This window comes from Acidovorax sp. FG48 (genome assembly GCF_057809085.1).
Genome location: NZ_JBMDJH010000005.1, coordinates 181,209 through 199,458 on the forward strand (window position 1 = coordinate 181,209; position 18,250 = coordinate 199,458).

Sequence of the window (18,250 nt, forward strand, 5' to 3'; positions counted from 1 at the left end):
GTATCTTTCTGACATCAAGCCGCTGCAGCCTTCACAGGCGCAGCGGCTTTGCATATCCGGTCATCTCCAGGTAACCCCTGCCCACGGGCTGGCCTGTGGCACCCATCAGGTCCGACAGCCCTTCCCAATAGATCGCACCCGTCGATCCGCTGCTGTCCAACTCCTGGCTTTCCAGCAGCGCATTCACGGCAAAAGTACCTGCGGGCGTTTGCACTTGCCATTGCACCGGGTAGCGCGCGCCACTGCGTGGGCTGGTCCACCACCGCAAGGGGGTGAACGCCACAGACTGCGCCCCAAACACCTGCACCGGCTGCCCGGGCGCCCGCCACGATCCACCCGCCCACAACGCAGTGCCATCAGCCCGCCGCAGGCGGAAGGCGGTGAGCGCACTGCCATCATGCAGGTTCATGCCAATCCAGTCCCACCCCTGGGCGTCTGGGTGCAGCAGTGCCTCGCTCCACTCGTGGTCCATCCAGGCGCGGCCGGTGTCGGGCGTCACCGCCATGCGCTTGCTGCCCACCTGCAACGTGCCGCTGACGGCGAGCTGGGGCTGGCTGTAGTAGTAGCTGGCCTGCTCGGCGTCCGGCCCCTTGCGGGACAGCCCTTGCTGCCCCTGCAGCAGCACGGGCTGGGTGCTGTCAAACACCAGGTCCAGCCCAAACTCGCTGCCCACAATGTGGGTGGTGTAGCGGCTGGCTGCAAAGTCTGGCTTGCCGCGTGCGGTGTTGCTGCGCTCCAGCGTCCAGTCCTGCAGGCGGATGCGGGTGTCGGCCTCACTGGCCTGCGCCACCCCAAAACCAGCACGCGCAATCCGCTGGTCATGCACTAGGCGCTGGCCTCGCACATCGGTGATGGCGGCGTGGGCAAACAGCAAGTGTTTGGCCGCAAAGGCGGACTGCAGCTGCTGCGTGCCATCCACCCGCGAGCGAAAGAACGTGACCTGGAAACCCCAGGGTTGCCCCTGCGCCTGCACATGGCCGGTGATGTACCACCACTCGGTGCGCAGCTCCGGGTGGCTGCCGTGGTCACGCGGAAAGACCAGCGTGCGTGCCGGCAAGGCATGCGCGGCGGGGGGCAACCACCCCACAGCCCCCACCGCGGCCGCCAGACCCCAGGGCATCTGCTGGGCCAGCCATTGCCGGCGCGTGACTATGGGGCCGGGGGCAAACGGCGAAGAACCTGGGGGCAATGCTTGGGAGGGCATGGTGCGGTGCGTGTCTGGCATCAACCGATCAGGCCATCCACCTTCTGCTGCGCAGCCGAGCAATCGCCAAACGTGCGGTCCACCCATGCCTGGTCGAAGTACGTGGGCAGATACCGTTCGCCCGCATCGCACAGCAGCGACAGGATGGAGCCGCGCTCGCCACGCTCGCGCATCTCGCTGGCCAGCGTGAGCATGGCCACAAAGTTGGTGCCCGTGGACGGGCCCACGCGCCGCCCCAGCAACTGCGACAGCGCACGCATGGCGGCGATGGACTCGCAGTCCGCCACATCCACCATACGGTCTACCAGCGTGCGGATAAAGCTCGGCTCCACACGCGGGCGGCCAATGCCTTCAATGCGCGATCCTGGCGCCGTCAGCTGCGCATCACCAGTGCAGTGGTAGGCGCTGAACACCGACCCCGCCGGGTCGGCCACACACACCTGCGTGGCATGGCGCTGGTAGCGCACATAGCGGCCAATGGTGGCGCTGGTGCCGCCCGTGCCCGCGCCCACCACGATCCAGCGCGGCACAGGGTGCGGCTCGCGCGCCATCTGCGTGAACATGCTCTCGGCAATGTTGTTGTTACCCCGCCAGTCGGTCGCGCGCTCGGCATACGTGAACTGGTCCATGTAGTGACCGCCCGTCTCCTCGGCAATCGCACGGGCCGCGTCATACACAGCGCCCGCGCTGTCCACAAAGTGGCAACGCCCGCCATGAAACTCGATCTGCGCAATCTTCTCGGGCGACGTGCTGCGCGGCATCACCGCCACAAACGGCAGCCCCAGCAGCCGCGCAAAGTAGGCCTCGCTCACCGCCGTGGAGCCGCTGGAGGATTCGACGATGGTCGAGCCCTCGTGCACCCAGCCATTGCACAGCGCGTACAGGAAGAGTGACCGTGCCAGCCGGTGCTTCAGGCTGCCCGTGGGGTGGGTGGATTCGTCCTTGAGGTACAGGTCGATGCCGTGGGCCGCGAAGGCGGGCAGGCGCAGCGGGATCAGGTGGGTGTCGGCACTGCGCTGGTAGTCGGCTTCGATGCGGGCGATGGCTTCGTGAAGCCAGCGGGCGCTGGCGGAGAGTGAAGGGGGCGGAGTCTGCATGCATGCATTGTCGCAGTCCATATGCCTTGTGCCCGTAGCGGCACTACTCCGAAAATCTGGTGCACTACGCTTACATAAGCGGCAACCGGCGTAGCACCCCGTGGCGCTATTTCGGTAGCGACTCAACCCACCAAGTCAGCTCTCCGGTGGGGGAGTTGAGAGCCAATTTCCCCTCACGCTTCACAAAGGTCGAGCAGCGATCGTCAAAGCGTTGTTTGTTCCACCGAACGCAATAGCCTGCATCGCCGTCCCTTCGCCAAGTACCCACATCGTTGTAGCCCTGTCGGGCCACCACCGAACCATCTGCCTTGAGGTGTACCTCAATCACAGTGCCATTCTTGGCATGAGTCGCCTTGAAGGGGCTGACTACGATCTGATCGAACTCTTCTTTGGTGATGGCGCCATCCATCGCGTTTGCAGAAAGTGCGGCCAACATGGTGACGCAGAGCAGTCCTTGACGAAGGTTCATTGGAAACTCCTGGGTTAAGGGCGTCGGAGGACGATAAAGGCAAAACTTCGAGTGGGTCAATGATGACCAGCCCCAGGGCAATCGGTCAACAGCCTCGCAGCTCAAGCTGCTCACGGCTTTCCGATGAGCAAGCTCACCAATCCTCCTTCACCGCCATCACCGCATCCCTCCCCGCCGCCGCCCGCCCCGCCAGCCACGCGGTCACCGTGCCTGACGCCACCACCGCAGCACACAACCCCAGCAACCTCCCCCCCGGCACCGCCAGATCCATCGTCCAGTGAAAACTCTGCGGGTTGACCACGTGCACCAGCACGACCGACACCGCCAGCCCCAGCAGCACGCCCGCCGCTGCACCCACCGCCGTCCACGCGGCGCCTTCGCTAGCCACCACGGTCAGGATCTGCCGCCGCGTGAGGCCCAGGTGGGCGAGCAGGCCGAACTCCTTGCGCCGCGCCAGCACCTGGGCGCTGAAGCTGGCGGCCACGCCGAACAGGCCGATGCCGATGGCGACGGCCTGCAGCCAGTAGGTGACGGCGAAGCTGCGGTCGAAGATGCGCAGCGAGCGCTCGCGGATGGTGGCGGCGGAGCTGAACTCCACCAGAGCCTCGCTGTCGCCCGTGGTGGCACCCGCTGCAGTGGAGGGTTGGCGGCCAGCTTGCTTTGCAGCGAGCGCGCGGATGGACGCCTGCAGGGCCGACACATCGGTGCCCTCGCTGGGCCACAGGGCCAGGTCGCTGGTGCGGCTGTCGCCGGTCAGGCGCAGCCACACAGCGCGGTCTATCACCACGGCGCCGGTTTGCCGGGCGTAGTCGCGCCAGATGCCTGCTATGTAAAAGATAGCTGCTGGCGCATGATTCTCTAGCGCTTGGGCGCTAAAAGCCTTGGAAAGTGCAGGCCACTCCATGCCAGGGCGCAGGCCGTACAGGTCCACCACGGCCTCGCTGATGTACACGCCGGTGCGGCCGGGGGGCACGGGCAGGGCCTCGCCCACCAGGGGCAGGGTCTGCGCTGGCTCATCGCCCAAGGGGCGGTTCAGCACCGTGAGGGCGGGCAGGGTGGGGGACAGCTGCAGCGGGCTGGCGCGCAGGGGCTGCACACGGTCCAACCCTGGCAGCTGGGCCACCGCTTCTGCAAAGCCCGCAGGCAGCAACGCGGCCTCACCGCCGCCCGTGCTACCCCCACCAATGGCCGAGCGCACGTACAGCGGCGACGGCAGCACCGCGTCCAGCCACTGCGTGACCGAGCCGCGAAAGCTGGACACCATCACCGTCAGCGCCACGGCCAGGCTGAGGGATGCGACCACGCCGCCCACCGCGATGGCCGCGCTGCCGCGCATGCGCCGCGCGCGCTCCAGCGCCAGCAGTGGCAGCGCGTGGCGCGCGGCCAGGGGCTGCAGCCACGCCAGCAACCGCGCCATGCCCCAGGGCAGCAGGGCAATGCCCCCCACCAACAGCAGCGCAATGGCGACGTAAGCGGCCAGTGGAATGCCAAATACGGGTGGAGCGCTAGTGAGCAGTGCCCCGGTAGCTATCAAAACGATACCGACGGTGCCTTGGTCCGCCTGGCTGGCTGCGGCGCCGAGGCCTTTCAGGGTTTGGGCTGGGGGCAGTGTCTGCGCGGCGCGGGCGGGCCACCAGCCACCTGCCAAGGCGGCCGCCACGCCGAGTGCCCCGTACACCAGGGCGGCGGGGGCGCTCCATTGCAGCGCAGGCCGCACGCCCGCAAAGTAGCCGCCGCCCAGGTCGCCGCCCAGCAGTTGCAACGCCGTGGCCGCCAGCGCGGTGCCCAGGGCAATGCCCAGCACGCTGCCCAGCAGGCCCAAGGCGGCCGACTCCGCCAGCACCAGCGCCAGCCGCTGGCGCGGTGTGGCGCCCAGAACGGCCAGCAACGCAAACTGCGGCCCGCGCTGCGCCACGCTAAGGGCCAGCACCGAGAACACCAGAAACGCCCCGGTGAACAGCGCCACCAGCGCCAGCACCGTCAGGTTGACCCGGTAGGCGCGCGACAGGTTACTGATGCGCTGGGTGGCATCGCCGGGCTGCGCCAGCACCAGGTTAGCGGGCCAGCCGGGCCGCGCGCGCAGCGTGGCCTCCCACGCGGCGCGGTCGGTGCCGGGCTGCAGTTGCAGGTCGATGCGGGTGAGTGCACCCGCGCGGCCAAACAGGTCTTGCGCGGCGCCAATGTCCATCACGGCCAGCGGCGCGCCGCCGGCGGTCACGGTGCCTGCCACCTGCACGGTGAGTGCCGGTTGCAAGCCCACCTGCAGCGTAAGGCGGGGCAGGGGTGACGATGCAGAGGGTGCAGTGGCAGGCAGCCCCAGTGCCTGCAGCGCGGCCGTGTTGAGGAACACCGTGGCGGGGGCGAAGAGGGCGAACCGGTCGGCGCTGTCCCAGGGGCGTGGCACCAGCGCCGGGGCTGTGGTGGGCAGCAGCAGTGCATCGGCGCCGAGCACGCGGATGGGAGTGGGAGTACGAGGGGACTGGTCCTTGGCGCCCGCTGCATTGGTGACCGCCGTGGTGGCTGCCTGCGCCACGGCCGACAGCTCCAGCAGCGGGCTGGCGCGGGCCACCTGTGCGTCGGCGGCCAGGCGTTCGTACAGGGCCTCGGGCAGGCTGCCCTGCATGGCGCGCAGCTCCAGGTCGGGCTGGCCGTTGACGGCGCGCACGGCCTGCGAGAACTCGTCCAGCGCCGACGCATTGATCACATGCACGGCAAACGCCAGCGCCACGCCCAGCATCACGGCCGCCACTGCTGCGGCGCTGCGCCAGGGGTGGTGGCGCAGGTCTTGCCAGGAGAAGGTGCGGAGCAGGGCGAGCATGGCCTGCATTGTGGCCGCAGGGGACCGGTGCAGCAGCGTTTGATGCATATCAACCTTGCGTTTTGCACCCTCTTGAAGTGCTGAAAGGCTGCGCCTATCTTGGCATCAGGGTCTGCCCTCCTGCGCAGGCCCGGTTGTTTGTACCAACGCCTTTCAACCCCTTTTCAGGAGCCAAAACCATGAACTCTCTTGTGACCCGTGGCAGTCTGTTTGACGACTTCTTCAAGGACATTGCCCCCGGCTTTTACGTGCGCCCGCTGCATGGCGACAACCTGCCTTCGCCCAGCCAGATCAAGGTGGATGTGAAGGAAACTGAAAGCGGCTACACGGTGCAGGCCGAAGTGCCCGGCGTGGCCAAGGAGGACATCCATGTCTCGCTAGAAGGCAATGTGGTGAGCCTGCGCGCCGAGGTGCGCCAGCACGATGAAAAGCGCGAAGGTGAAAAGGTGCTGCGCAGCGAGCGCTACTTTGGCGCCGTGGCGCGCAGCTTTCAGCTGCCGGCCGATGTGGACGCTGCGCAGGCCAAGGCCAAGTATGACAACGGCGTGCTGACGTTGACCTTGCCCAAGAAGGTGAACAATGCAGCCCAGCGGCTGAACATCGAGTAAGAGCCCGCAGCCGCTTTGGCTGCAATGGGGCTCCGCCTATTCGGCGATGCCGCTGGCCGTGAGGCGCAGCACCCGGTCGGCCCGCGCTGCGGCGGCGTCGGAGTGCGTGACCAGCACCAGCGATGCACCGTGCTCGCGCGTCTGCGCGAGCAGCAGGTCCATCACGCGGGCGGCGGTGGTGGGGTCCAGGTTGCCGGTGGGCTCGTCGGCCATCAGCAGGGCAGGGCGGTGCACCAGGGCGCGGGCAATGGCCACGCGCTGCAGTTGCCCGCCGCTGAGCTGCTGCGGCAGTCGGCCGCCCATCTCGCCCAGGCCCACGGCCGCCAGCATCTGCTGCACGCGGGCCGGGTCTGGCTGTTCGAGCAGCATCAGCGGCAGCGCCACGTTCTGTGCCACGTCCAGGTGTGGCAGCACATGAAACGCCTGGAACACAAACCCCACATGCGCCCGCCGCCACAGGGCGCGCTGGGTGTCGTCCAGCGCGCCCAAGTCGGTGGTGCCGTGCGTGATGTGGCCCGTGTCCCAGTGGTCCAGCCCCGCCAGACAGTTGAGCAGCGTGGACTTGCCCACGCCCGAGTCGCCCACAATGGCCACAAACTCGCCCGGCGCCACGGCGAACTGCACGTTGGCAAACACCGGCGTGCTGCCGTAGTGCTTGCCCAGGTTCTGCACACGCAGCAGCGTCATGGTGTGCGCTGCTCCAGGCGCTGCAGCACGGCCTGCACCAGGTGAGCCACGGCATGGGGCTGATCGCAGGCGACGGCGTGGCGCTGCGGCATGCTGCGCAGCCAGGTGATCTGGCGCTTGGCCAGCTGGCGCGTGGCGGCAATGCCGCGCTCTCGCAGGAAGGCAGTGTTCAACGGCGTGCCAGCGGGGCGGCTGGCCTGGAAGTCGAGTTCTTCCCACACCTGCCGGTAGCCCACGCAGCGCATCGAGGGCAGGTCGGGGTGCAGGTCGCCGCGTGCGCGCAGGGCCGTGACCTCGTCAATGAAGCCACCGGCCAGCATGGCGTCAAAACGCTGAGCGATGCGCTCGTGCAGCCAGGCCCGGTTGTCGGGCTCCAAGGAAAAAAGGGCTCTGGCGCTTTCTGGTAAAGCGCTGTTAGCTCCTGTTTTGGTAGTGTGAAAGCTCGACAGCGGCTGGCCCGAGACATGCCACACCTCCAGCGCGCGCTGGATGCGCTGGCTGTCGCCGGGGGCCAGGCGTGCGGCCGTCACCGGGTCCACGCGCGCCAGCTCGGCGTGCAGGGCGGGCCAGCCTTGCTCGGCCGCCTGGGCTTCGATCTTGGCGCGCACCTCGGGGTCGGCGGCGGGCATGTCGTCTATGCCATCAAACAGCGCCTTGAAGTACAGCATGGTGCCACCCACCAGCAGCGGCAGTGCGCCACGCGCGCGGATCTCGGCGATGAGCCGGGTGGCGTCTTGCACAAACTCGGCCGCGCTGTAGGCCTGCAGCGGGTCGCGGATGTCGATGAGGTGGTGGGGCACGGCGGCTCGCTCAGCGGCTGTGGGTTTGGCGGTGCCGATGTCCATGCCCCGGTACACCAGGGCCGAGTCCACGCTGATGATCTCGACCGGCCGGCCCTGCTTGCCCAGCACGGCAGCTAGCGCCAGCGCACCGGCCGTCTTGCCGGATGCTGTGGGGCCCGCCAGGGCGATGGTGGGGAGGGTGTCAGGCGTGCTCACGGGGCGCTCCAAACTTCTGCACCAGGGTCCACGAGATCACGGCCAGTGCCACCGACCAGAACCAGATGCCATTGACCAGCGGCCACACCGTGCCATCGAGCCGCATCCCCAGCCAGCCGCCGATGGCAAACGCCGCCAGCATCATCATGAAACCGTTCAGTGCCGATGCCACGCCGGCCGCCTTGGGGAAGGGCCCCACCGCGCCGCTTTGCCCGCAGGGCTGGTGAATGCCGTGCGCCAGCATGAACAGGTAGAACGGCAGCGTCAGCGCCCAGGGGTTGTGCCAGCCCATCCAGGCCACCAGCGCCATCAGCGTGCCGCCCCCGGCGCTCAAGGCCCCGGCAATGGCGACGGTGCGCTGCAAGCCAAAGCGCGCCAGCAGCGCGCGGCACACAAAGGTGCCCCCAAAGTAGGCCACGCAGGCCGAGGCCATGACCCAGCCATACATCGTGCGGCTGAGGCCCAGTACATCGATGTAGACGAACGAGGACGACGCCAGAAACGTGAACAGGCCGCCGTAAGTGGCGGTGGTCTGCAGCGAGAACGCCCAGAAGGTGGGGTTGCGCAGCACGTGCAGCCAGGTGCTCACCAGCGCACGGGGCTGCAGGGCCTGCGGGTTGCGATGGGACAGGGTCTCGGGCAAGCGCAAGGCCACTAGCGCCAGTGTGACCACGGCGTACACCGTGAGTGCCAGCAGCGCAGCGCGCCAGCCCAGCCATTCGCTCAGCAGGCCCCCCATGGGCGCGCAGATGCAGGCCACGATGCCCAGCCCCGTGAGCGCCTTGGACATGGCACGCGCGCCCTCCAGCGGGCTGTACAGGTCGCGCACGATGGCGCGCGCGCACATCACCACGGCGCCCATGGCAGCCCCCTGGGCGATGCGCCACAGAATCAGCAGGCCCATGGTCGGCGCAAAGGCGCTGCCCAGCGAGGCCACGGTGTAGATGGCGAGCCCTGCCAGCAGGACGGGGCGGCGGCCAAAGCGGTCAGACAGCGGGCCCCACACCATTTGCGAGCAACCGAACGCCAGCAACAGCCCGCTGAGCGTGAGCTGCGCGGCCGCCATGGGGGCGCCCAGGCTGCGGGTGAGCGCGGGCAGGGCGGGCAGATACAGGTCGGTGGTGACAGGCTGGATGGACAGCAGCAGGGCCAGCACCAGAATGGCCAGGCCGGGATGGATCGAGACAGGGGCGGCCGCAGACGCTGCGGTGGCGGAGGGGGCAGACATATCTGTCTGAGCGTACCAGAAGGGGTGGGCGCGCCACTGGCAGGTTGATTGCCGTGGGCCTGTGAGAACTTGCGCAGATTTGTGTGTGACAAAGGTCGCCCCGGTGACATCCTGGCGAGCGCGAGGCGAAGCACCATGGTGGCGCGGTGGCTGGCGGATCGACTGGCCTTGGACGCTGTTCTGAGGGTTGCCGCGCCCAGATGCTGCACAACGCAACATAAAGAGGAGACAAGACATGCACAAGATCCACAGCGCCTCCTTGGCGTACCCCCATCCCTCAGTGCGCTCTGCACCGCCCCGGCGTTCTGGCACAGCCGCTGCAACGCTGTGGCAAACCGCTTGCGCCGTGGCGGCGCTGGGTGTGGCCTTGTCGGCCCCAGCCCAGGCGCAGGCCCCGGCATTGCCTGCGCCAGAGACTGTGACGCTGGACAAGCTGGGCTACATGAGCACCTTCCCGCCCGAGGGGGCGCAGCGGGTGGACCTGAGCAACTCCTACAAATACCCGCAGCTGCGCTGGGCTGTGCAGCACCTGCGCGAGCTGCAGCCCACGCGCAATATCCGCCGGGGCGGTGCCGCGCCGTCGGCGCTGCCGGCCGACCCACGACCACTGGGCGCTGTGGCATTCGATGACGACAAGGGCCAGCCCATCACGGTGGACCAATGGTTCACCCGTACCTACACCGATGCGCTGGTGGTGATGCACAAGGGCCGCGTGGTGTACGAGCGCTACGACAACCAGATGAAGCCCTACTCGCCGCATCTGCTGTTCTCGGTCACCAAGTCGTTCACCGGGCTCATGGCGGCGCAGCTGGCGCACGAGGGCAAGATCGACCCCGAGGCGCTGGTGACCAAGTACGTGCCGGAGCTGGCCGAATCGGCCTGGGGCGACATGAAGGTGCGCGATGTGATGGACATGACGGGCGCCGTGCGCTTCCGCGAGGTCTACACCGACCCGACCACCGAGATCTTTGGCAACAGCTGGTCCAGCGGTCTGCTGCCCCGTCCGCCGGGCTACCAGGGGCCGACCAATGTGTACGACTTCCTCAAGACGCTCAAGAAGGAAGGCGAACACGGCGCCGGGTTTGTGTACCGCACCGTGCATTCGGAGGTGCTGGGCTGGATCGTGTCGCGCGCCACTGGCAAACACTGGGCGGAGTTGATGAGCGACAACATCTGGCAAAAGCTGGGCACCGAGGAAGATGCGCATGTGATGGTGGACAGCGTGGGCACGCCGCTGCAGGGCGCAGGCCTCAACGCCACGGCGCGCGACCTGGCGCGGTTTGGCGAGATGCTGCGCCTGGGCGGCAGCTTCAACGGCCAGAAGATTTTTGACAAGGCCGTGATCAACGACACCGCCAAGGGCGGCGACCGCGAGAAGTTCAAGATGGGTGGCATGGCCTTTCGGCCCGGCTACAGCTACCGCAACCAGTGGTGGGTGCTGCACAACGCCGATGGTGCCTACGAGGCTGCGGGCATCCACGGCCAGTTCATCCACGTGAATCCGGCTGCCGAGATGGTGGTGGTCAAGCTGTCGTCCCACCCTGTGGCGGGGGCAGGCTTTACCCACCCGCTCACCCTCAAGGCCTGGGCGGCGCTGGCGCTGGCGGTGCGCCGTTGACATTGCGCAGTTGGGACGTCGCGGCCGAAATGTCGCGTCGACCCGCTGCGCCTACTTCAGGTGAAACAGCGAGGCCACGGCCTCACGGTACTGCCGCTGCCCCACAGAGTTGGTGTTGTGGTGCGAGCCGCCTTCCACCAGTACAAACTGCTTGGGTTCTCGCGCTGCCTCGTACAGCTGGCGGCCGAGCGCGGGGCGGATCAGGCTGTCGTCGCTGCCATGCACCACCAGCAGCGGCGAGCCGATGTCGGCCACCTTGCGGATGGATTCAAACCGCTGCGTGATGAGCGGTGACACAGGCAACCAGCCCCACTTGAAGGTGCTGACCACGTCGGGGATGCTGGTGAAAGTGCCTTCGACGATGGTGCCCTTTTCATCCGGCACCTGGCGTGCCAGGTCGATGGCGATGGCGCCGCCCAGCGAGTGGCCGAAGATGTAGCGGGGCTTGTCCGGGTGCTGCTCGGCCAGCCAGTTCCAGGCGGCACGGGCGTCCTCGGCGGCGGTGGCTTCGGACGGCAGGCCTGCGCTGCTGCGCCCAAAGCCCCGGTAGTCGATGGCCAGCACCGAAAAGCCCAGCTCCTGCATGCGCCGGATGCGGCCTGAAGAGCCCGCCACGTTCCAGCGCGCGCCGTGCAGGTACAGCATCACCGGCGCGCTGGCCTTTGTGTGGGGCAACCACAGCCCGTGCAGGCGCTCGGCCTTGCCGGTGGTGTCGGAGGTGAATTCGATCCACACGTCCTGCATGCCTTCGGTGGACGGCGCGCCGCCCCAGCTGCGGTCGCTGGGCTGGAAGATCCATTCGCGCTGTTTGGCGTCAAGGGTGGCGCAACCCACGCTCACGGCCACTGCCAGCGCAAGAGATGCAAGGAGAGGGATTCGTTTCATCGTCCGAGAGATTCTGGTCCCGGTGCAAAAGTTCGGTGAGGACGGAGGGTATTGGAAGGCCCTATGGACGATCCCCTGCGAGATCGCCCGTGGGCTCTGGGGTTCAGGAGCAGGCTCCGCGCACGCTGCGCTGGTCGGTCACGCCCTCCAGCACCTTGAGCAACCCGTACTGCAGCAGCCGCAGCATGCCCTGCGCGGTGGCGGCCTCAAACAGCTGGTCCACTGGCGCACGGGTCTGGATCAGCTTCTTGATGCCTGGCGAGGCGGCCATGAGCTCGTAGATGCCCACGCGGCCTTTGTAGCCCGTGTGGTCGCAATGGTTGCACCCTTGGGCACGGTACAGCACCCAGTCCGATGCCCCTGCGGGGACAAAGCGGCTGCGCCAGGGCGCCAGCAGGCTCTCGGGCGCCAGGCCGGTGCCGGCCGCGTAGTCGGTGGCGATCTGCTGCAGCTCGTCGGCGTCCGGGGTGTAGGGCTGCTTGCAGTCGGGGCACAGGCGGCGCGCCAGTCGCTGGCTCAGCACCCCCACCAGCGCGTCGGCAAAGTTGAAAGGGTCCAGCCCCATGTCCAGCATGCGGATCACGCTCTCGGGCGCGCTGTTGGTGTGCAGGGTGGACATCACCATGTGGCCGGTCAGCGAGGCCTCGATGGCGATGTGGGCGGTTTCACTGTCGCGCATTTCGCCCACCATGATGACGTCGGGGTCGGCCCGCAAAAAGGCGCGCATGGCGGTGGCAAACGTGAGCCCGATGCGCGGGTGCATCTGGATCTGGCGCAGGCCATGGTGCGTGATCTCGATGGGGTCTTCAGCCGTCCAGATCTTGGTGTCCGGGTGGTTCACCTCGGCCAGCAGCGAGTGCAGGGTGGTGGTCTTGCCCGACCCGGTGGGCCCACACACCAGGATCAGGCCGTAGCTGCGGTGCACCATCTGCTGCAGTTGTTCGACCAGGGCGCCATCCATGCCCAGCTTGGCCAGCGGGATGGGTTTGGACGATGCCAGGAGCCGCATCACGATGTCTTCCAGCCCGTTGGTGGTGGGCAGCACGGCCACGCGCAGCTCCAGCTTGGTGTGGCCGAAGCGCGAGAAGTCGATCTTTCCGTCCTGCGGCAGTCGGTGCTCGGAGATGTCCAAGTTGGCCATGATCTTGATGCGCGACAGCAGCGCCGCGCGCAGCACGAACGGGATGCGCATGTATTCGGTCAAATCGCCGTCCACGCGCAGCCGGATCAGTGTGGGCTGCTCCTCGGGGTAGGCCTCGATGTGGATGTCCGACGCGCCCCGTGCCTGGGCGTCCAGGATGGTCTTGTTGACCAGCCGCACCACCAGGCTGTCGTTGTCGGACACCTGCCGCTGCAGGTCTGGGTGGCCCGGCGATGTGTCGCTGGCCGTGAGTCGCTGGGACAGTTGCCGCAGCTCTTCCTCGATCGACAGATCGGTGCGGTCCATGCCCACCTTGGAGTATTCCACCGTGATGCGCGCCGCCAGTTCGTCCGGGTTGGCAATGACGGGCACCACCTGCTTCTGGGCCGAGAACCGCAGCTCGTCCAGGTAGTCGGCATCCACCGGGCTTTCCACCGCCACCACCAGGCTCTTGTCGCTGACCAGCAGGGGCAGCACCTGGTGCTCTACCGCGTATTCCTTGGGCACCAGGCGCAGCACCTCGGGCTGCACCACAAAGCCGTCCAGCGCCACCATCGGAATGCTGAACTGCTGCGCCACCACCTCGGTCAGCTGTGCCCGGCTCAGCGCGCCCATCTCCACCAGGATGTTGCCCAGCAGGTGCTTGTTGCCCCGCTGCATCAGCGTGAGGGCATCCCGCATCTGGTCGTTGCTCACCAGCCCCCGGTTGATGAGGAGGTCACCCAGCCGCACGGGCACAAAACTGCCGATCTGGGTGATCTGGCCGGCCAGCTGCGCCGGGCTGCGGATGGGTTCTCCGTTGGCGGAGGGGCCTTGCCGCCGCCGCTCCTGCTCGGTCAGGGCCAGTTGCACCGTGTCGGCGCTGACCAGGTTCGACTGGATCAGGTGCTGGCCCAGCAGGCCGCCCACCTGGTAGCTGCGCAGTGCCGTGGTGGGGATGAATATCCGCACGCAGTGCACCGCGTCGGTGGTCAGGTAGAAGAACAGGCCCTGGCGGGTTTTGACAAAGCCCTTGGTCTCGCCGCGCAGGTTTTCACCGTCGATGAATTGCACGGTGAAGGGGCGCGATGTGGTGTTGACTTCGTGTCCCCCGGCGGCCTGGTAACGCGCCGTCAGGTCGGTATCGGCCGCCAGCGGAATGGGTGGCATCAGCTGGATGCTCTTGATGGCCGCAAACGGCAGTGTCACCGCTGCCGTGCCCTCTGGCGGCATCAGCACGGCGCGTTGTGCCTGCGGATCAAACTGCTCCAGCACACCGTGGCGGGTGTCCCCGCCTGTTGTGAAGACGATGGCGTCTGCCGGTGTCAGGGCGTCGGCCGGCCGCGCGTCGCGAAAGAACGGCGGAAACGGCCAGTGCTGCATGCGCGCGCTGCCCGTCACGACAGCCGCGAGGCCGACTGCATGGGCGAGGAAGTGTCGATGGAAAGGTCCCCCGCATCCTGCGTGGTCACGCCCGCCGCCAGGCGCACGCGCAGCGCCAGGTCGGTGCGCGAGTCGGCGTTGTGCAGCGCCTCATCCAGCGAGATGCGGCCGTCGGTGTAGAGCTGGTACAGCGCCTGGTCAAAGGTGCACATGCCGATCTCGGTGCTGTGGCCCATGGCCTCCTTGATGCCCGAGAACTCGCCCTTGGCGATCAGGTCCGCGATGTAGGGCGAATTGAGCATCACCTCCACCGCAGGCACCAGCTTTTCGTGCAGGCCGGGGATCAGGCGCTGCGAGATCACGCCGGCCAGGTTCAGGCTCAGGTCCATCAGCAGCTGGTGGTGGGCATCTTCAGGGAAGAAGTTGATGACCCGCTCCATGGCCTGGTTGGCGTTGTTGGCGTGCAGCGTGGACAGGCACAGGTGGCCCGTCTCGGCATAGGCAATGGCCTGCTTCATGGTGTTGCGGTCGCGGATCTCGCCGATCATGATCACGTCGGGTGCCTCGCGCAGCGCGTTCTTCAGGGCTTCTTCGTACGACTGCGTGTCGATGCCCACCTCGCGCTGGTCCACCACCGAGCGCTTGTGCGCGTGCAAAAACTCCAGCGGGTCTTCGATGGTGAGGATGTGGCCCGTCACGTTCTCGTTGCGGTAGTTGATCATCGACGCCAGCGTGGTCGATTTGCCCGAGCCGGTGGCGCCGGTCACCAGCACCAGGCCGCGCTTGCGCAGCACCAGCTTTTCCAGCACCGGAGGCAGACCCAGCGCGGCCAGCGGCGGGATCTTGTTCTTGATGTAGCGCACCACCATGCCGGTTTCGCCGCGCTGCACAAAAACGTTCACCCGGAAGCGCCCCAGGTTCTCGGCCGAGATCGACAGGTTCATCTCCTGCTTGGCCTCGAACTCGCCGATCTGCTTTTCGTTCATCACCGAGTAGGCCAGTTGCTTGACCTGGCCGGGCAGCAAGGCGGGCATCTTCAACGGGTGTGTGACCCCTTCGATCTTGAGATTGACCGGCGCGCCGACACTGAAAAAGAGGTCCGAGCCTCCTTTTTCGACCATGACGTTCAAGAAGCTGAAGATTTCCATGCCGGACTCCCAAAAGTGTGCGTATTTGTTTCCAGGTGCAGCATAGCCTGCACTGCGCCGCGCGCCAAAAACAAAGGGGCCGAAGCCCCAGTGATTTGCTGTGCGAACAGGCTCTGAGGCCCTGCTGGGGCCTACACCACGCCCTGCGCCAGCATGGCGTCGGCCACCTTCACAAAGCCGGCGATGTTGGCGCCGTCGATGTAGCTCACGCTGCCGTCGGCACGCTTGCCATATTGCAGGCAGGCCGCGTGGATGCCCTGCATGATCTGCAGCAGGCGTGCGTCCACCTCTTCGCGAGGCCAGGACAGGCGGGCGGCGTTCTGGCTCATCTCCAGGCCCGATGTGGCTACGCCACCCGCGTTGCTGGCCTTGCCGGGGGCGTAGAGCACGCCAGCGGCCTCAAACGCCTTGGCGGCTTCGATGGTCGAGGGCATGTTGGCGCCTTCGGCCACGCAGACCACGCCGTTCTGGATGAGCGTTTTCGCGTCGTTCTCGTCCAGCTCGTTTTGCGTGGCGCAGGGCAGGGCCACGTCCACCTTCACGTGCCAGGGGCGGACACCGGCCTCGAACTTCACGCCCGTGCGTGCGGCGTAATCGCTCACGCGGCCGTACAGGTGGTTCTTGACGTCCATGAGGATGGCGAGCTTTTCAGGCGTAAAGCCCTCTTCGTCAACGATGGTGCCGCTGGAGTCCGACACCGTGATGACCTTGGCACCCAGTTGCATGGCCTTCTCAACGGCGTATTGCGCCACGTTGCCCGAGCCCGACACCGACACGCGCAGGCCATCGAACGAGCGGCCCCGGGTCTTGAGCATTTCTTGCGCGAAGTACACGGTGCCATAGCCCGTGGCTTCAGGGCGGATCAGCGAGCCGCCGAACGACAGGCCCTTGCCGGTGAACACGCTGGCCGCGTTGTTGGCCAGCTTTTTGTACATGCCCGCCATGAAGCCCACCTCGCGGCCGCCCACGCCGATGTCGCCGGCGGGCACATCGGTGTCCGGACCCACATGGCGGTACAGCTCGGTCACAAAGGCCTGGCAAAAGCGCATGACTTCGGCAGGGCTCTTGCCCTTGGGGTCGAAGTCGGAACCACCCTTGCCGCCGCCCATGGGCAGTGTGGTCAGTGCGTTCTTGAAGGTCTGCTCAAAAGCCAGGAACTTGAGCACCGACAGGTTGACGGACGGGTGAAAGCGCAGCCCGCCCTTATAGGGGCCAATGGCCATGCTGTGCTGGATGCGGTAGCCGCGGTTGACCTGCACGGCGCCATGGTCGTCCACCCAGGACACGCGGAACATCACGACGCGCTCGGGCTCCACCAGCCGCTCCAGCAGGCCGTGCTCGGCATAGCGGGGGTGCTGCGCGATGAACGGCCACAGGCTTTCCATCACTTCGGTGACAGCTTGCAGGAATTCCGGCTGGCCGGGATTGCGGAGCGCCACGTGGGAAAGGAAGCTCTCGGCGGTCGCGTGTTTCATGGTTCAAAGGGCTTTCAGCAGTAAGGGGTCAACAAAATCGAAGGCAGCTGTGCACTGGTTTGGCGCACCGCAGCATCGAATTATGTCCAAAAGTTATACGTTCATGCCCATGTCTATGCACAATGGTGGGGAATGTGGCTGGGATATTTGCCACATATTGGTGCGTTTGGCGGGTGGTTCGGCCGTCATCCGTTGGTCAAGCCAACGTCATGGCCTTGTCACATGCCGACGCCACAGTTCGGCGGTTCTACCAACAACATAGCGAGGAGAAGAGCATGCACATCCCTGGTGTGAAATGGGGCGCGCTGGCCATGGTGGCCACGCTGGCAGCCTGCGGCGGCAGCGACAACTATCCGTACCCCACCCTGAACGGCGACAAGCCCCTGGTGATCGGCCACCGCGGCACGGCGGGCTACCGGCCCGACCACACGCTGGAAGGCTACAAGCTGGCCATCGACATGGGCGCCGACTTCATCGAGCCCGATCTGGTGGCCACCAAGGATGGTGTGCTGGTCGCCCGCCACGAGCCCAACATCACCGGTACCACCGATGTCTCCACCCGCCCCGAATTCGCCAGCCGCAAGACCAAGAAAGTGGTGGACGGCGTAGAGGAAGAAGGCTGGTTTGTCACCGACTTCACCCTGGCCGAACTCAAGACCCTGCGCGCCATCCAGCCCCTGTCCGACCGCGACCAGTCGTACAACGGCAAGTTCCAGATCCCCACCTTTGAAGAAGTGTTGGACCTGGCCAAGACCGAAGGCGCCAAGGCGGGTCGCACCGTGGGCGTGTACCCCGAGACCAAGCACCCCACCTACCACGTCAAGCAAGGCCTGCCGTTGGAAGACCGCCTGCTGGCCATCCTGGCCAAGTACGGCTACACCTCCAAGAGCTCGCCCGTCATCATCCAGTCGTTCGAAGTCTCCAACCTCAAGTACCTGCGCACCAAGACCCAGGTGCGCCTGGTGCAGCTGGTGGACGCAGACGATGTGAACTCTGATGGCACCATGTCGCTGGTGGCCCCGTACGACAAGCCCTATGACTTTGCCGTGGCCGGTGACTCGCGCACCTTCGCCAGCCTGCTGACCCCCGCGGGCCTCAAGGAAGTCAAGACCTATGCCGACGGCATTGGCCCCTGGAAGCCCTACCTGATCCCCTCCAAGCAGGTGGATGCCAACAAGGACGGCAAGCCCGACGATCTGAATGGCGACGGCAAGATCGACGAACGCGACCGCGTGATGATGGCGCCCACCGACGTGGTGAAGAACGCCCACGCCGAAGGCCTGTTCGTGCACGCCTACACCTTCCGCAACGAGGCCAAGCGCCTGGCCTCGGACTTCAAGGGCGACCCCAAGGCCGAGTACAAGCTGTTCTACAACCTGGGTGTGGACGGCGTGTTCAGCGACTTTGCCGACACGGCCAAGGCAGCGCGGGACAACTGAAACAGGTCACTGCACGCTACTAAGTAGCGTTCTGCGCACCCGTCAAAAAGCCCGCTTCGGCGGGCTTTTTTCA

At 66.5% G+C, this 18,250-nt stretch carries 14 protein-coding genes; 3 read left to right on the forward strand and 11 right to left on the reverse strand.

All coding sequences use genetic code 11. From position 1 onward, the window contains the following. Window positions 1-31: 31 nt before the first annotated feature. From ACODSU_RS09680 to ACODSU_RS09695, 4 genes are all read right to left on the reverse strand, one after another. Window positions 32-1,204, reverse strand: coding sequence for a lipocalin-like domain-containing protein (locus tag ACODSU_RS09680; RefSeq protein WP_488841985.1), 1,173 nt, complete (start codon window positions 1,202-1,204; stop codon window positions 32-34). A 20-nt stretch (window positions 1,205-1,224) separates the two neighbouring features. Next, entirely contained in the window at window positions 1,225-2,301 is a 1,077-nt protein-coding gene (locus tag ACODSU_RS09685) for a PLP-dependent cysteine synthase family protein (protein WP_488841987.1), read from the reverse strand. 106 nt (window positions 2,302-2,407) lie between these two features. Continuing rightward, entirely contained in the window at window positions 2,408-2,770 is a 363-nt protein-coding gene (locus ACODSU_RS09690) for a hypothetical protein (protein WP_488841989.1), read from the reverse strand. Window positions 2,771-2,903: 133 nt separating this feature from the next. Next, window positions 2,904-5,597 (reverse strand): ABC transporter permease, encoded by a 2,694-nt coding sequence (locus tag ACODSU_RS09695; RefSeq protein ID WP_488842170.1) that lies wholly within the window; start codon window positions 5,595-5,597, stop codon window positions 2,904-2,906. A 170-nt stretch (window positions 5,598-5,767) separates the two neighbouring features. Between ACODSU_RS09695 and ACODSU_RS09700 the strand changes: the two genes are divergently transcribed. Continuing rightward, the gene (locus tag ACODSU_RS09700) at window positions 5,768-6,196 is read left to right on the forward strand and encodes an Hsp20/alpha crystallin family protein (RefSeq protein ID WP_488841991.1); all 429 of its coding nucleotides are present in this window, start codon (window positions 5,768-5,770) and stop codon (window positions 6,194-6,196) included. Between the two features lie 36 nt (window positions 6,197-6,232). On the opposite strand, the gene ACODSU_RS09705 is transcribed toward ACODSU_RS09700, so the two are convergent. Genes ACODSU_RS09705 through ACODSU_RS09715 form a run of 3 tightly spaced genes read right to left on the reverse strand, consistent with a single transcriptional unit; the run spans window position 6,233 to window position 9,109 of the window. Next, window positions 6,233-6,883: an ABC transporter ATP-binding protein gene (locus ACODSU_RS09705; RefSeq protein ID WP_488841993.1), complete on the reverse strand. Its 651-nt coding sequence runs from the start codon at window positions 6,881-6,883 to the stop codon at window positions 6,233-6,235. Further along, window positions 6,880-7,881, reverse strand: a complete 1,002-nt coding sequence (miaA, locus tag ACODSU_RS09710; protein ID WP_488841995.1) for a tRNA (adenosine(37)-N6)-dimethylallyltransferase MiaA — start codon at window positions 7,879-7,881, stop codon at window positions 6,880-6,882. The genes ACODSU_RS09705 and miaA overlap by 4 nt, the downstream gene beginning before the upstream one ends. Beyond that, window positions 7,868-9,109, reverse strand: coding sequence for a multidrug effflux MFS transporter (locus ACODSU_RS09715; RefSeq protein WP_488841997.1), 1,242 nt, complete (start codon window positions 9,107-9,109; stop codon window positions 7,868-7,870). The genes miaA and ACODSU_RS09715 overlap by 14 nt, the downstream gene beginning before the upstream one ends. A 235-nt stretch (window positions 9,110-9,344) precedes the next feature. On the opposite strand from ACODSU_RS09715, the gene ACODSU_RS09720 reads away from it, so the two are divergent. Then, the gene (locus tag ACODSU_RS09720; RefSeq protein ID WP_488841999.1) at window positions 9,345-10,727 is read left to right on the forward strand and encodes a serine hydrolase domain-containing protein; all 1,383 of its coding nucleotides are present in this window, start codon (window positions 9,345-9,347) and stop codon (window positions 10,725-10,727) included. Between the two features lie 51 nt (window positions 10,728-10,778). On the opposite strand, the gene ACODSU_RS09725 is transcribed toward ACODSU_RS09720, so the two are convergent. The 4 genes from ACODSU_RS09725 to gdhA all read right to left on the reverse strand — a co-directional run bounded on the left by ACODSU_RS09725 (window position 10,779) and on the right by gdhA (window position 16,738). Further along, window positions 10,779-11,612, reverse strand: coding sequence for an alpha/beta hydrolase (locus ACODSU_RS09725; protein ID WP_015013300.1), 834 nt, complete (start codon window positions 11,610-11,612; stop codon window positions 10,779-10,781). Window positions 11,613-11,715: 103 nt separating this feature from the next. Next, window positions 11,716-14,115: a GspE/PulE family protein gene (locus ACODSU_RS09730; RefSeq protein ID WP_488842001.1), complete on the reverse strand. Its 2,400-nt coding sequence runs from the start codon at window positions 14,113-14,115 to the stop codon at window positions 11,716-11,718. A gap of 14 nt (window positions 14,116-14,129) precedes the next feature. Then, window positions 14,130-15,263: a PilT/PilU family type 4a pilus ATPase gene (locus tag ACODSU_RS09735; protein WP_015013302.1), complete on the reverse strand. Its 1,134-nt coding sequence runs from the start codon at window positions 15,261-15,263 to the stop codon at window positions 14,130-14,132. A 131-nt stretch (window positions 15,264-15,394) separates the two neighbouring features. Further along, window positions 15,395-16,738: an NADP-specific glutamate dehydrogenase gene (gdhA, locus tag ACODSU_RS09740; protein WP_291441624.1), complete on the reverse strand. Its 1,344-nt coding sequence runs from the start codon at window positions 16,736-16,738 to the stop codon at window positions 15,395-15,397. Window positions 16,739-17,013: 275 nt separating this feature from the next. Here gdhA and ACODSU_RS09745 point away from each other — a divergent pair, with 275 nt between their 5' ends. Next, complete coding sequence (locus ACODSU_RS09745) at window positions 17,014-18,177, forward strand: glycerophosphodiester phosphodiesterase (protein WP_488842004.1); 1,164 nt, start codon at window positions 17,014-17,016, stop codon at window positions 18,175-18,177. Window positions 18,178-18,250: the final 73 nt, after the last annotated feature.